Annotated in this window: 11 protein-coding genes; 9 read left to right on the top strand and 2 right to left on the bottom strand. The window is 49.7% G+C overall.

Translation table 11 applies throughout. From position 1 onward, the window contains the following. The first annotated feature begins 101 nt into the window (after positions 1 to 101). From AC50X8_RS21700 to AC50X8_RS21660, 9 genes are all read left to right on the top strand, one after another. Positions 102 to 1,004: a helix-turn-helix domain-containing protein gene (locus AC50X8_RS21700; protein ID WP_494881417.1), complete on the top strand. Its 903-nt coding sequence runs from the start codon at positions 102 to 104 to the stop codon at positions 1,002 to 1,004. A 32-nt stretch (positions 1,005 to 1,036) separates the two neighbouring features. Then, entirely contained in the window at positions 1,037 to 2,056 is a 1,020-nt protein-coding gene (locus tag AC50X8_RS21695; protein ID WP_494881415.1) for a zinc-dependent alcohol dehydrogenase, read from the top strand. 4 nt (positions 2,057 to 2,060) lie between these two features. Beyond that, a complete protein-coding gene (locus AC50X8_RS21690) occupies positions 2,061 to 2,882 on the top strand; it encodes a sugar phosphate isomerase/epimerase family protein (protein ID WP_056043792.1) in 822 nt (273 codons plus the stop codon). A gap of 785 nt (positions 2,883 to 3,667) precedes the next feature. After that, the gene (locus tag AC50X8_RS21685) at positions 3,668 to 4,741 is read left to right on the top strand and encodes a CobW family GTP-binding protein (protein ID WP_494881412.1); all 1,074 of its coding nucleotides are present in this window, start codon (positions 3,668 to 3,670) and stop codon (positions 4,739 to 4,741) included. A 275-nt stretch (positions 4,742 to 5,016) separates the two neighbouring features. Then, positions 5,017 to 5,493, top strand: a complete 477-nt coding sequence (locus AC50X8_RS21680) for a hypothetical protein (RefSeq protein WP_494881410.1) — start codon at positions 5,017 to 5,019, stop codon at positions 5,491 to 5,493. A 44-nt stretch (positions 5,494 to 5,537) separates the two neighbouring features. Further along, positions 5,538 to 5,756 carry a hypothetical protein gene (locus AC50X8_RS21675; protein ID WP_494864237.1) on the top strand — a complete coding sequence of 73 codons (219 nt, stop codon included), beginning with the start codon at positions 5,538 to 5,540 and terminating at the stop codon, positions 5,754 to 5,756. 120 nt (positions 5,757 to 5,876) lie between these two features. Then, the gene (locus tag AC50X8_RS21670) at positions 5,877 to 8,348 is read left to right on the top strand and encodes an EAL domain-containing protein (RefSeq protein WP_494881613.1); all 2,472 of its coding nucleotides are present in this window, start codon (positions 5,877 to 5,879) and stop codon (positions 8,346 to 8,348) included. 219 nt (positions 8,349 to 8,567) lie between these two features. Beyond that, positions 8,568 to 9,581 (top strand): LacI family DNA-binding transcriptional regulator, encoded by a 1,014-nt coding sequence (locus AC50X8_RS21665; protein WP_494864238.1) that lies wholly within the window; start codon positions 8,568 to 8,570, stop codon positions 9,579 to 9,581. Then, positions 9,581 to 11,776: an alpha-galactosidase gene (locus AC50X8_RS21660; protein ID WP_494881408.1), complete on the top strand. Its 2,196-nt coding sequence runs from the start codon at positions 9,581 to 9,583 to the stop codon at positions 11,774 to 11,776. The genes AC50X8_RS21665 and AC50X8_RS21660 overlap by 1 nt, the downstream gene beginning before the upstream one ends. A gap of 151 nt (positions 11,777 to 11,927) precedes the next feature. Here AC50X8_RS21660 and AC50X8_RS21655 read toward each other — a convergent pair whose 3' ends face one another. Together AC50X8_RS21655 and AC50X8_RS21650 are read right to left on the bottom strand one after the other, a co-directional pair. Then, positions 11,928 to 12,902 (bottom strand): aldo/keto reductase, encoded by a 975-nt coding sequence (locus AC50X8_RS21655; RefSeq protein WP_494881406.1) that lies wholly within the window; start codon positions 12,900 to 12,902, stop codon positions 11,928 to 11,930. 200 nt (positions 12,903 to 13,102) lie between these two features. Next, a complete protein-coding gene (locus AC50X8_RS21650) occupies positions 13,103 to 14,125 on the bottom strand; it encodes an iron-hydroxamate ABC transporter substrate-binding protein (protein ID WP_494881404.1) in 1,023 nt (340 codons plus the stop codon). Positions 14,126 to 14,152 lie beyond the last annotated feature (27 nt).

The raw sequence follows: 14,152 nt of genomic DNA, 5'->3' as shown, positions 1-14,152 counted from the left end.
GAAAAAGCACATGAACGTAAGTTTGTCTCTCACTCCAATGATTGCCTCTTCCATGTTAAACTAAAGCTTATAAGCTATTTTCGCAGGAGGAGGGCTAGCGGATGACTTTTTCGGCAGCAGCATTAAAAGATATTTCCCCATTCGTGCGTTTTGTTAAAATCATCAAATCCGCCGAGCTATCGGGCGAGTGGCTGGATTTTGACCATGTATTTACGTTTATTGAGCAGGGGCAAGCCGATTTTATATTAGATGGCGTTCGCTATCAGCTTGGAGAAGGCGATGCCATTGTGATGCCGCCGCTGATGACGCATTTTATTCGCTCTACGTCGAGCGAGCCGCTCATTCAGTATATTTTTCACTTTGATTTATTCCATGATGATAACCGCGAACGTTGGCAGTCCATTGGCATTGTAACGGGTGAACAGCTAGTCATTCCACAGCGTGAGCAATTGCTGCAAGGCTTGCATCCGGTTTCCGCCATCAGCGGGCCTGACCGCATGGAGCTGAAGAAGCTGTTTCTCATCATGCGAAAAAGATTTATAGAAGGCGGCGCTACTAGCGAGCTGGAGCTTAAGGCAATCGCACTGCAGCTGCTCGTGCTTTTTCTGCGCAATCAAAGCGGGCATGAGCGCCAGGAGGGCACACAGGCGAAAGCGTGGGCGCCAATCCAGCAATGCATTGACTACATTCAGCAGCATTACGCTGATCCTGAACTGGATAATGATCGCATAAGTGAGCAGTCCGGGCTGTCGCCGGGCTATTTATCCAACTTATTTAAAGAGCAGACGGGTGTCACGCTTCATAAGTATTTGACGTATGTGCGCATTGAGCATGCCAAAAAACGGATTATGGCAGGCAGGGAGACGTTGACAGCGATATCGGCGGGCAGCGGATTTTCGAGCATTCATCATTTTAGCCGAATATTCAAACGCGAGGCGGGCTTGACCCCCAGCCAATTCAAGGCCGAAGCATCCGGTCCTATCCGGAGTCTCATAAGCGGGTAGTCCAACCAATACATAACGGGAGAGTGCGTCTCATGAAAAACACGCAAATTGAATTTACAGCGCCATGGAAAGTAGAAGTGAAGCAGGAGGAGCTGCAAGCCCAGGTTCCAGAGCTTACAGGCAATCAGGTGCTGGTGAAAAAGCATTATACGCTCATTAGCCCTGGCACGGAGCTTGCTTGTCTTTCGGGAGGCGAAGGCTGGTTCCATATGCCATCTGTACCAGGGTATGCGGCAGCTAGTGAAATTGTAGCATTGGGGCCGGATGCGGCTGAAGGCTTCCAAATTGGCGATATGGTGTTTCACTACGGGAAGCATTCCCGCTATGAGCTGACGACGACAAGCGGGGTGTTTCTTAAAGTGCCGGACAGCTTGCCGCTGGCTTGGGCTCCTTTTACACGAATGGCTACGGTAGCGATGACAAGCACGCGAGTATCGTCAATTGAACTGGGCGATTATGTAGCGGTGACAGGCCTTGGCCTAATTGGCAATATGGCCGCGCAGCTTGCTGGACTTCAAGGCGCTTCGGTTATTGGCATTGATTTAGCTGCAAAACGCAGAGACCTCGCGAAAAATTGCGGCATCCAGCATGCCATTGAGGCAGGCGCGGATACGCATAAGCGGGTTATGGAGTTGACGGGCGGCAAAGGGGTATCTACACTTATCGAAGCGACCGGCGTCCCGCAAGTTATTTTGGACAATGTAGCGCTTGTCGGCCAATATGGGGAAGCGATTCTGCTCGGCAGCCCAAGGGGAGAGCTGCAAAGCAATGTAACCGACTTGCTGAACAGCATTCATTTGAATGGTCGCGGCTGTGTGACGTTCAAGGGAGCACATGAATGGCGTTATCCGCTAACGCCTGAAGCATTCGTCAAGCATTCCCTTGTGCGCAATTCAGAGGTCGTATTCCGCCTCATGCAATATGGCAAGCTGCAGGTCGAGCCGCTCATTAGCCACATCATGAGTCCTGCTGATGCACCTGCTGCCTATGAAGGATTACGCAGTAAAAAAGATGAATATTTAGGTGTGCTATTTAACTGGGAAGAGGTGTAGGGGAATGATTAGAGGATTAAGCAAGTCGGGATTAGGCTCCATTACAGATGAACAGCTGATTGCAAAAGCTTCAGAGTATGGATTTGGCGTCGTGGATATCGATGCTAAAGCGCTTGTAGAAAAGCATGGGGAGCAAGGAGCAGTGAGGCTGCTGTCTGACCATCATGTGACTTTAGGCTCCATAGGGCTGAATGTTGAATGGCGCGGCACGGATGAGCAGTTTCGGGAGGGCCTGAAGCAGCTTCCGCTGCATGCAGCGGCTGCGGCACAATTGGGATGTACAGCCTGCTGTACATACATTTTGCCCTCGACGGACTATAAATCGGCCCTGTTCACAGCGCTTGCGATATCCCGTTTGCGCCTAATTGCCGACATTTTGGACGCGTATGGCATTCGTTTTGCGCTGGAGTTTGTGGGACCGCATCATTTGCGGACAGCATGGGCGAACCCTTTTATATGGACGGTTGAGGAGACGCTAGCACTTATTTCGGCAATAAATCGGCCAAATGTCGGCTTGCTGGTGGACGCTTATCATTGCCATACGACGGGTTTTACGCCGGAGCATTTGCGGAGCCTTAGAGCTGATCAGGTCGTTCACGTTCATATTAATGATGCCCGCGATCTTCCTGTTGCTGAGCTGCTGGACAATGACCGCCTTTACCCTGGTGAAGGGATTATTGACCTGAAAGGCTTTCTTGCTGCGCTCGCCGACATCGGCTACAAGGGGCCAGTTGTACAGGAAATATTGACCCAGACTGCTCCTGAAGGAACTGCTGATGAACTGCTAAGCCGCTCCAAAGCCGGATTCGACAAGGTTTTTGCATAAAAGGCTCCTTAAGCCAGCAAGCCCGTAGTTAAGGAGCTGCGAGGAAATTAGTACTCGCTTTTGTCAACAAATTAGCGGTACTTCATTTCGTCGCAGTCTCTAACGGGGCAAACGCACATTTCTTGCAAGCGCCTATACCGTTTCGCCATTTCGTCCATAGGATACTGTGTACTTCAACCAAAGGAGATGGACAAATGAGCTACAATGTGGCAAACGCTGGAATTGGCTGTGCCCCTTGCGGTGTAGGCGGAGCTTTCACAAGCGTAGGATCGATTCTTGTACTTTTCATCCTGCTTGTAATTATTACTCGCGCTTGCTGGCTATAGTCCAGTTATAGGATCTGGCGGTTCGGCACCGAACTAGGCGCTGGGCTGCAGAAACGTATATCTGAACAAAAAGGAGTTGAACAAATGAGCTACAATTTAGCAGGTGCAGGCTACGGCCACGGCCACGGCTGCAGCCCCTTTACTAACGTAGGAGCGATCCTTGTCCTTTTCATTCTACTTGTTATCATCACTCGCGCTTTCATCTAATGAATAAATGTTGATGTCTGCCGACATGGCTCATAACTTTATTAGGTTTTGCATAACCGCTGCAAGCTATTTCGTTCAGACTGCCAGCTTTCCTGAGCGTGCAAAATCATGAAATAGGCTTAATCGTCCCGGAGCTTCCCGCGCTCCGGGCTTTTACATAGCTTGGGCCGTATTTAAGGTGCGAAAACGTAACTATTACGATATAATAAAGCTTATGTAGAAGGACAATAATGGGATACGGGAGTTTTGGAGATGGAAAATAGCAAACCGCCAGTACCAGTCTATTTGCTGACCGGGTTTCTTGGAAGCGGCAAGACGACGTTGTTGAAACGCATGCTCGATTATTGGCAGGCTGAAGGTAAGAAAGCAGCTGTCATTATGAATGAGCTGGGCGATATTAATTTGGATGGACAAGAAGTCGGAGATGAAGTGCCGATGGCCGAGCTGCTGGGCGGCTGTATTTGCTGTACGATTCGCGGCGATTTGAGCTTGGAGATGAAGCTGCTGATGGATGAGCATCAGCCTGATATTATCGTCATTGAATCAACGGGTGCTGCGAATCCAATGGAGATTTTGGACGGCGTAACCGAAGCGGCCATGTATATGCGCATTGATCTGCGAGCGGTTATTACAGTTGTAGATGGCCCTGAGCTGTTAAAGCGTACCCGTGCCGGCAAAGGACGGACGCTTAAGCTGATGCAGGACCAAATTCGCTGCGCGAGCTTTTTGCTGCTTAATAAGGTGGACAAGCTGGAGCCGGAGCAGCTGGTTGAAGCGCAGCAGGCGCTGCGGGAGCTGAACGCCCACGCCCAAATCGTTGCAACGATGCGCTGCATTATAGACGAGTGGTCCTGGCTGGACGCTCAGCAACCGGTGATTGCAAGCTCCGCGGCCTTGCCGCCGACTGCGAACCAGGAAAACGCTGAAGCTGTCCATGCCTGTGGCCCGGGCTGCTCCCATGAGCATGATGAGGATCATCACCAGCATTCTCCCGAGCATAAAGAGCAGCATGCGCACCACCACCATTCGCATGACCATGTCATGGCGCTGACCCATTATTTGCAGGGACCCGTAGACAGTGTTCAGTTTGAAGCGCTGCTAAGAAATTTGCCTGAGCATGTTTATCGGGCGAAGGGCATCGTGACCTTTACGGATACGGCGAGCCGCTTCTTGTTTCAATATGCCTATGGGGAAAGCGATTTTATGAAAATAACACCGCAAGGCAAAGTTAATGATGTAGCCGTGTTTATTGGCGAGCATTTTTCCCGGGAAGAGCTGATTGCACAGCTTCAGCAGTTGGAGTACGGCGCTTCTTCTGAAGCATAAAGCGAGCCAGCAGTAAGAACGGGGCAAATGGGCTGTCTCCATACACATAAAGCTGTATTTGCAGCGCCAGACGTCAGAGCAGAAGCTCTGGCGTTTTTTATGATTCTTCCGCTTTTCTCATGATTATGTTAAATCGTTGATGGACAAAATAACCAAGTAAAGGGGCTGAAGCGATTCGCCCTCTTGCATCAAGAATTCAGGCATGGCGCTGAAAGGATTTTAAAAATAGCCCTTTCTTTCTTCGCTTGTGCTCAGCAGAAAGGTTGTGTCCAAGGATGAATAAGTCAAAAATAGTGAGGTCAGCAGCGGCATGCCTGCTCGCAGCAGCCATAGCGTTACCCGCCTATGCCGCCGAGCCTGTCCAGCCGCCACAGACGGAGGAACAGCCTGGCAAGCTGCCAGCTGCCAAGGGCCATTTTCACGAGGAGCATAAAAAGCAGCATCGCGAGCACGTGCTGGGCCACGAGCAGTATCGTCTCGCCAAGCTTCGTTATATGGCTGAATATTTCGGCATTGCGGTAGAAGGCAAGACAGCCGAGCAATTAAAGAGCGAGCTGAAGGCAGCGAAGGAAAAAGATCCGGCGAAGTGGGAAGCTTTTAAAGCGGAGCATCGGGCCAAGCGTTTGGAAATGCTGCGCAATGCAGCGAAAGAGTATGGTCTTGAGACTGAAGGAAAAACGGCCGAGCAGCTGCGCGAGGATATTCGCAAGTTTCAACGCTCCAAGGACACGGCAGACGACAGCAGGCGTTAAATTCGCCGTTATTTCCCTTGAAACGGTAGCTGTGCCGCCAAAGGATGGCAAAACAAAAGCAGAGCCGGAAAGCGCGAAAGCTCCCATCACATGTAGGGGAGCTTTCGGCTATAACAGGCAATGATTCGGAGGAAATACAGTTTTTTGAACGTCAGCAGCCAGGTGGAAATGGCGGAAAAACAGCTTTTTTTCAGCAGATAGGGCAGTTAAATCGAGATTCGACAATAATTGTCGCAATTTGTCGTGGTAATTTAAAATATTAAATTAATTTGGCGTTGTGTTTGGATTAATGCGTCAAGTATACTAGAACTATATCATAATTTGGCAAAATTCGTCGATTCAATAAGCAGCTTCATTTGGAGGAGGATAGGCACTTGAAAACAATGAGGGTTGGTATTGCACATAAATTAATTTTTACTTTGGGAGCCCTCATGATCCTGTCTTTCACTTTGCTTGCTTCCATTCAATTAATGAAGCTTTACGACGTCAGCTTGCGTCAAGGGGAACTGGTTGCGCAAAATCAGTCCAATGCCTACACAACCAAGATGTCCATTGAAACGAACGATGCCTTGATTAGACTTGAAGGACTGCAGCAATCGTTGCAGCAAATGAAGGAATATAACATGACTGACCGCTCGGAGGCAGTTAGACTCATTGAAAATTTTGTGCGGGAACAGCCTTATATACTCGGTGTTTTTACGGTTTGGGAGCCTAATGCGTTCGATAATCAGGATGGGAATTTTCGCAACAAAAGCAGCTACGATGATGACACGGGACGTTTTGTCCCCTATATTGTGCGTCAAGGCGACAAGATAGTAGCCTATCCTAATAAAAACTATGAGAATATTGGCGACGGGGACTATTACCAAATCCCCAAGCGGACGAAGAAATTCGCTCTAATGGAGCCTTATTATTATGATATAAATGGCGAGCGGATTTTGATTTCGTCATTTGTTTATCCGATTTTGGATGAGCAGGGCAAGTTTCTAGGTGTCGTTGGAGCGGATATTTCCCTCGACATGGTGCAGCAGGAAGTGGAGAAAATCCGTCCTATGGGCGGCTACGCGACGATGATTACGGCTGGTGACAGCTACCTTGCTAATGGATTTGATCGCGCGCTGGTATCCAAGCCTTATTTGCCTTTGCCTAAGGGCGAATCGTTAGAGGAGCTGAAGGAGCAGGCTCTAACCATTATGTATACTTCCGACCCCATGTTGGGCGGAACGGTAATGAGGCTGCTTAACCCGATACATATAAAGGATCAAACATGGTATTTTGAAACGATCATTCCGAAGGGCAATATGCTCAAGGACTACTATAAAGGCTTAAGCAATACCATCATCATTTCCCTGGTTGCTTTTGTTTTCACAACGATGCTGATGATTTTGCTCATTCGCAAAATTGTGCTCCAAAACATCCGCAAAGTGGTCCACGTGTCCTCGGCGCTGGTGGAGGGAGATACCGACCAGAAGCTGGACATTGATACGAAGGACGAGTTTGAATTTATGGCGCAGCAGTTCAATCGCATGATTGATCACCGCAAGGCGAGCGAGGAATTAATCGAATTTCAAGCGACTCATGATTTGTTGACAGGCTTGCCTAATCGTTACGGCTATACGCGTCATATTGAGCAAATACATACTGTTCCTTACAGCAATAAGCAGGCAGCACTGCTGTATATCGATTTGGATCGCTTTAAAGTCATTAACGATACGCTTGATTATGCGATGGGCGACCAACTGCTCAAGCAGTTCGCGGACCGTCTCAAACAGACCGTTGGTTCTAATGGGCGGGTGTTCCGTTTTGGCGGAGATGAATTTGTTGTGCTGCTGAATGACGTCAATCATATGAATCCGCTGCTGCTGGTAGCTGATGATATTTTGCTTACGATTGCCGAACCTATACAATTGAATGACCGGCTATTTTACATTACCGCTAGTATTGGCATTAGTTTGCAGCATGAACTGACAGAGGAAACCGGCGACCGTATGGTCAAGGAGGCGGACACCGCGCTTTTTGTCGCCAAGAAGCAGCGCAATACAAGCAGGCTGTATTCCCCATCGATGAAGGATGTTTCAAAGCGGGAGCAGGAGCTTGAAAATGGGCTGTTCCCTGCGCTTGAGGGCGAGCAGTTCGTGTTGTATTACCAGCCAAAGGTGGATTTGAAATCCGGACAAATATACGGAGCCGAAGCTTTGATCCGCTGGCGCCATCCTGAGTTTGGCATGATCTCGCCGCTTGATTTCATTCCGCTTGCCGAGAAGACGGGCTTCATTATCCCGCTGGGGGAATGGGTGCTTCGAACGGCATGCAAACAAATCAAGATGTGGGAGCAGCAAGGCGTCACAGCGCTGACGGTCAGCGTCAATATGTCGATGCTGCAATTTCAGCAAAAGCATATCGTGGAGACGATCCAGTCCATTATTACAGAAGCTTCTGTCAGACCCGAGCAAATTGAGCTTGAGCTGACGGAGACGATTTTTATGGACAATCCCGATCACACGCTGAAAATATTGCGCGAGCTGCAGCAGCTTGGCATTCGGCTTTCTCTAGATGATTTTGGTACGGGGTATTCGTCCCTTAGCTATTTGCAAAACATTCCGCTGCATTATCTGAAGCTGGATAAATCATTTATCCATGATATTGTCTCGGATTTTAAGAAGCAAATGATTTTTAAATCGCTCGTCGTTATCGCCCATAACCTGAATATGAAGGTTGTGACGGAAGGCGTCGAAACCGACGAGGAGCTGCAAATTATTCGCCAGCATAAATGCGATCTGGTGCAAGGCTATATTTATAGTCCGCCGGTTACGGCTGAGTGTTTCATCGAGCTTTACCACAAGCATGTGTCTTAAGGCTTGTATGTCTTAGAGTTTGAATGCCTTAGAGTAGGTTAAAGAGTAGGTTAAGCCAGTCATGTGTAAAATAAGGAAAGACTAGCAGGAGCTTCCCGTCCGAGGGTAGGCTCTTTTTTTCGTTCTTTAAGACAAGGCTTGTTGTGCACCAAGAAATTTGCTAAAATAAAGCGGAAGTTATTTAGTAAATTTATTAACTAAACGAATGTGGTGGATGAAATGGCGACGATTAAAGAAATTGCGGCTATGGCGGAGGTGTCTGCCGCGACGGTGTCACGTGTGCTTAACAACGATATGACGCTCGCTGTCGGCGAAGAGACGCGTGCGCGCATATTCGCGATAGCGGAAAAGTTGCAGTATAAGCCATCGCGTCTAAAACGGCTCAAGCAAGAAAGCCAGCGTTCACAGCTGCAAGTTGGCTTATTGCTGAGCTTTACGCTTGAACATGAGGATATAGATCCTTATTTCCTGTCTATTCGCAGAGGGATCGAGCGCCGTTGTGAGGAGCTCGGCATCGCCATCGTTAAAGTATGGCGCATTGGCGGAGCTATGGAGCCTCATCCGCAGCTGGATGGCCTCATTGTCGTTGGCGGGGTGGCAGAGCGTGACGTTCGGATGCTGTACGAAGGCGACAAAGTCGTTATGATTGACCATCTGGGCAAGCTGCGGCATTATGACACGGTCAACTTGAATTTTGAGCAGGCGGTTGAGGATGTTATGGAGCATCTGCTGGAGCTTGGACATACCCGCATTGGCTACATTGGCGGTGGAGTAGATCAAGCCGCCGACGAGCCGCGGCGCAAGCATATGCAGCACCTGCTGGAGTCGCACGGTATTTTGCGTAAGGATTGGGTGCTTGCCGGGGAATGGACAACAGGCAGCGGTTATGAGCTGATGAATGGGCTGCTGGGCCTGGAAGAACGTCCTACCGCATGCTTTGTCGGCAGCGACCCGATGGCAATCGGTGCGCTTCGCGCGCTGCATGAACACGGTGTAGAGGTGCCGGAGCAAATGGCAATTGTCGGTTTCGACGACATTGAGGTATCGGCTTTCGTACAGCCGCCGCTAACGAGCGTCAAGGCATATACGGAGCAAATGGGCAAGACAGCAGTACAACTGCTTTTGGAACGGATTGAAGGCCGTGAAGTTCCGCTGCATGTCATGATGAATACGACGCTAATGGCGCGTGAAAGCAGCGGGACAGCCGGCCATAATAAGGAGGCTAATGAATAATGGCTATTATTTTTGACGAACAAAATCAGCTTTTTCATCTGCAATCGAAAGAAACCAGCTATGTGATCGCGTTGGTGAAAGGCGCTTACCCGGCACATGTGTATTGGGGTAAGCGGGTACGAGGCAGCCATCTCGGAAGACTGCTTGAGCTGAAGGAGCGCTGCTCGTTCAGTCCTTCAACAGAAGCGGATGATTTAAGAGTGTCGCTTGATACGCTTCCGCAGGAATATCCGGCATTCGGCAATTCGGATTTCCGCTATCCGGCATATCAAGTACAGCTTGCTGACGGAACGACGGTAACGGATCTGCGTTACGATTCTCACCGGATCGTACAGGGCAAGCCGTCACTTGAAGGATTGCCGTCTGTCTATGTAGAAGGCGAAGACGAGGCACAGACGCTTGAAATTACACTTGCTGACAGCTACTCAGGTCTGCGTGTCGTATTGCTCTATACCGTATTCGAATCGTATAACGCGATTACTCGCTCGGCTCGTGTCATAAATGGCAGCGAGAACACGCTGCAGCTGCTTCGGGCGCTTAGCATGAGCTTAGACCTCCCTAATGACCATTATGATATGCTTCAGCTGTCTGGTGCATGGGCGCGCGAGCGTTACATTCACCGCCGCCAGCTGGAGCCGGGACTGCAATCGGTGGAAAGCCGCCGCGGCGCAAGCAGCCATGCGCAAAATCCATTTATCGCCCTGTTATCTGTTGGGGCAACAGAGGATCATGGCGATGTATATGGGGTAAACCTCGTCTACAGCGGAAACTTTGTAGGAGGCGTTGAGGTCGACCAGTACCATGCGGCAAGATTGTTTATCGGAATTAATCCGTTTGATTTCAATTGGAGACTGGAGCCAGGCGAGCAATTCCAGACGCCAGAGGCGGTACTCGTGCATTCCTCCGAAGGGCTGGGCGGCATGTCCCGCAGCTTCCATGATCTCTATCGTTCGCGTCTATGCCGCGGCAGCTTCCGTGACGAGAGCAGACCGATTTTGATCAACAACTGGGAAGCGACTTACTTCAACTTTACAGCGGATAAAATTGAGGATATTGCTAAGGTAGGCAAGGAACTGGGCATGGAGCTGTTCGTGCTCGACGATGGCTGGTTTGGGCAGCGCAATAGCGACAATTCATCGCTTGGAGACTGGTTCGTTGACAAAAACAAGCTGCCGGGCGGTCTTGAGGATCTAGTAGCGCGCATTCGCAATCTGGATATGCAGTTCGGCCTTTGGTTTGAACCGGAGATGGTATCGCCTAACAGCGAGCTGTATCGTGCTCATCCCGAGTGGTGTCTGCATGTCGAAGGAAGGCGTCGTACAGAGGCTCGCAATCAGCTGATTTTGGATCTGTCCCGTGCTGACGTTCGCGAATATATCGTTAAAACGATTTCTGATGTTCTCGCTAGCGCACCGATTACGTACGTAAAATGGGACATGAACCGCAATATGTCCGAGATTGGCTCTGCACTGCTTCCAGCCGAGCGCCAGCGTGAGACGGCTCATCGTTACATGCTTGGCCTTTATGAAGTGCTGGAGCGCATTACGTCTGCTTTCCCGCATATTTTGTTTGAAAGCTGCTCCGGCGGCGGCGGACGCTTTGATCCGGGCATGCTGTATTACATGCCGCAAACTTGGACGAGCGATAATACCGATGCCGTATCGAGGCTGAAAATCCAATATGGCACGAGCCTCGTTTATCCGATTAGCTCGATGGGCTCCCACGTATCGGCTGTTCCTAACCATCAGGTTGGCCGCAGTACGCCGCTTGAGACGCGCGGCAATGTGGCGCTGTCCGGCAACTTTGGTTATGAGCTGGATTTGACGAAGTTCACCGAGGATGAGAAGGAAACGGTGAAAGACCAGATTGCGCTCTATAAAGAAGTCCGCCATCTCGTGCAGTTTGGCGATTTCTATCGTCTGTCCAGCCCATTTGAAGGCAATATTGCCGCATGGATGTTCGTTTCGAAAGACAAGAGCGAGGCGTTTGCTGTCTACACATCCGTCTTGCAGGAGCCGAATCCGCCGCTCAGCCGTTTTGTGCTGAAAGGGCTTGATCCAAGCCGCGATTATGTATGGCAAGAAAATGGCGAGACGTATGGCGGCGATGAGCTGCTATATGCTGGACTTGCGACGCCGCAATTCCATAACGATTATGCAAGCAAGGTTTATCGTTTCCGCGCTGCTGGCGTTTAAGCTGTCGCGTAGTCGAGCATAGTCACGAATTGTCACGTCGTTGACGATCCAAGATAATAAGTTATGAATCAGAAAAAAGCTTCCGCTGCCACGAAAAGTGGTGCTGGAAGCTTTTTTCAAATACATATAAGTACCGTTGTTTTTATAATCCTTAAGGCAGCGCTTTGCCGCGCGAGCAGTTATACAGCCTGTACCATTCTTCGCGCGTTAAACGAAGCGTATTGGCATCTTTGCAGGCGAGGATACGCTTCGGATTGATTGAGCCGATAACAGGCTGAATGTAAGCCGGATGTCTCATCAGCCATGCGAGTACGATCGCTTCCGGCGTCGTATCTTTACGCTCGGCGAATTCAGCGACGAGCGCGGCTGTTGCAGCAACCGATTCAGGGCTGTCGCCGAGCGGCGCGCCGGAATAGATGCCTTGAGCGAGCGGGCCCCACGATTGCAGCTGAATATTTTCCATTCGGCAATACTCAAGCGTTCCTTCCGGGAACACATTATCGCGCGCTGCGAGCTGATTGACATGCAAACCTGTATCAATAAATCCATGCTTGAGCAAACTGAGCTCCAGTTGATTCACGATAAACGGCTCATCCGTATAAGCGCGAAGCAGCTTAATTTGCCCTTGGCTCATATTGGAAACGCCGAATGCGCGAACTTTGCCGGAAGCCTTGAGCTTCGAAATCGCACTGGCTACTTCCTCTGGCTCAACAAGCGCATCTGGGCGATGCAGCAGCAAAATGTCGAGATAATCGGTTTGCAGCCGCTCCAAAATACCATCGACACTGCTTAATATATGGCTTTCCGAAAAATCAAAGCGCTGCGGATCATCATCGCCGCCTTGCAGGCGAATTCCGCATTTGGATTGCAAAATCATTTGCTCACGCAGGCCCGGACGGTCCTTCAGCACTTGGCCGAATACTTGCTCGGCCTTGCCGAATGTATAAATGTCTGCATGATCGTACATGTTGATGCCGATTTCCAGCGCTGCGTCGACGGCTTCATGGCCTTCCTTAAAATGCTCGGCCTCAATCGGATTACGGTTCCAGCCGCCGCCAAAGCGCATACAGCCGAGAACAAGCTGGCTCGCTTCAATGCCGCGTTTATGCAAAGGGATCGAACTCATACGTTTATCAACCTCCATGTAAGTGATTACATCACTTCCTATTATAATGCTAAATGGACAGGCGTACAGTGCTTATTGTTGAAAAAAGGAAAAGCAAAACGTCATTCTCCATGAGTCGAAGCCCATTAAAAAACACGCCGTACCTCGTCCAGCAAGGACGATCGTACGGCGTGTTCAAAAGCCAGAGGCTTATTAAATGCTTATTTCACCATTGCTTTCAGCACATCGTCAATGATTTGCCCATTGGCGATTTTGCCTTTGTACAGCCAGCTGCTGGACGAATCCAGCTCAATGACATTGCCCGCTTTGACGGCCGGAAGGCCTTGCCAAATGGGACCATCAATGATGGAAGTATCGCCAGCTTGCTTGTCGCTATTGAGCAGGAAAATATAATCGGCATCCAGCTCGGCCAGCTTCTCCAGTGATACGGGGTTCCAGTTGCCGCGGCTTTCTACGGGCACTTCGGTAACCAGATTCGGAGTTTTGAGGCCCAGATCCTGATAAAGAACAGCTCCGCTTGATACGACTTCATCTACCATATAGAAGTTTTTTTGTGTCAGCCAAAAGACAGCTGCGGATTTCTCGCCGACTGCCGCTTGAATTTTAGTTTTGGCATCGGCTGCTTTTTGATCATATTCGGCAATCGCTTGCTCAGCGCCTGCTTTATTATTCAGCAAATCGCCGATTGTGAGCAGCGTTTTACGCCAGTCTTTAGCAGTCGCGCTTCCGAGCACGTAAGTTGGGGCGATTTTGGCATATTGCTCATAAAGGCCTTTTTGTACGGCACTTTCCTCGCCAATAATAATCAAATCAGGAGAGAAGCTTGCCACAGCTTCTACTGGAAGATCGTAGGCAATCGTAGGAACATCCTTCAGACTGCCTTGCAAGTATTGCTGAATGCTGTCGCTGCCAACGGTCCATTGTGCGACTGGAATTTTGCCAAGCGTGACGACTGGATCCTCCAAATAAGAAGCCAAAATACGCTGAGGGTTGCCAGGAATGGTTACTTCATGACCCATAGCATCCGTTACTACTTTATCTGCTGCAGGAGCCTCGGAGGCTTCAGCGCTTGCTTCCGGCGAGGCGGATGGTGCGGCTGAACCTGCGGTATTGTTATTTGTCGTTTCCTTCCCGCCGCAAGCTGCAAGAAGCAGCGTTAGAGCAAGCAGAGCAACGAGGGTAACCTGTGATTTGCCTTTCAGAAATCCAAAACGTGAGAGCATAATTTCCTCCTAGAAATCTCTAATTAT

The sequence above is a fragment of the Paenibacillus sp. JT22N15 genome, assembly GCF_059383755.1.
The sequence above is the reverse complement of the archived record's forward strand: the minus strand, read 5'-3'. Positions and strand labels throughout refer to the sequence as shown.

What these genes read in the sequence shown, in the direction of transcription:
- AC50X8_RS21675 (WP_494864237.1), top strand. Translation starts at nt 5,538, where the DNA reads ATGGCAAAACAAAAGCAGAGCCGGAAAGCGCGAAAGCTCCCATCACAT.
- AC50X8_RS21665 (WP_494864238.1), top strand. Translation starts at nt 8,568, where the DNA reads ATGGCGACGATTAAAGAAATTGCGGCTATGGCGGAGGTGTCTGCCGCG.
- AC50X8_RS21695 (WP_494881415.1), top strand. Translation starts at nt 1,037, where the DNA reads ATGAAAAACACGCAAATTGAATTTACAGCGCCATGGAAAGTAGAAGTG.
- AC50X8_RS21690 (WP_056043792.1), top strand. Translation starts at nt 2,061, where the DNA reads ATGATTAGAGGATTAAGCAAGTCGGGATTAGGCTCCATTACAGATGAA.
- AC50X8_RS21685 (WP_494881412.1), top strand. Translation starts at nt 3,668, where the DNA reads ATGGAAAATAGCAAACCGCCAGTACCAGTCTATTTGCTGACCGGGTTT.
- AC50X8_RS21660 (WP_494881408.1), top strand. Translation starts at nt 9,581, where the DNA reads ATGGCTATTATTTTTGACGAACAAAATCAGCTTTTTCATCTGCAATCG.
- AC50X8_RS21650 (WP_494881404.1), bottom strand. Translation starts at nt 14,125, where the DNA reads ATGCTCTCACGTTTTGGATTTCTGAAAGGCAAATCACAGGTTACCCTC.
- AC50X8_RS21680 (WP_494881410.1), top strand. Translation starts at nt 5,017, where the DNA reads ATGAATAAGTCAAAAATAGTGAGGTCAGCAGCGGCATGCCTGCTCGCA.
- AC50X8_RS21700 (WP_494881417.1), top strand. Translation starts at nt 102, where the DNA reads ATGACTTTTTCGGCAGCAGCATTAAAAGATATTTCCCCATTCGTGCGT.
- AC50X8_RS21655 (WP_494881406.1), bottom strand. Translation starts at nt 12,902, where the DNA reads ATGAGTTCGATCCCTTTGCATAAACGCGGCATTGAAGCGAGCCAGCTT.
- AC50X8_RS21670 (WP_494881613.1), top strand. Translation starts at nt 5,877, where the DNA reads ATGAGGGTTGGTATTGCACATAAATTAATTTTTACTTTGGGAGCCCTC.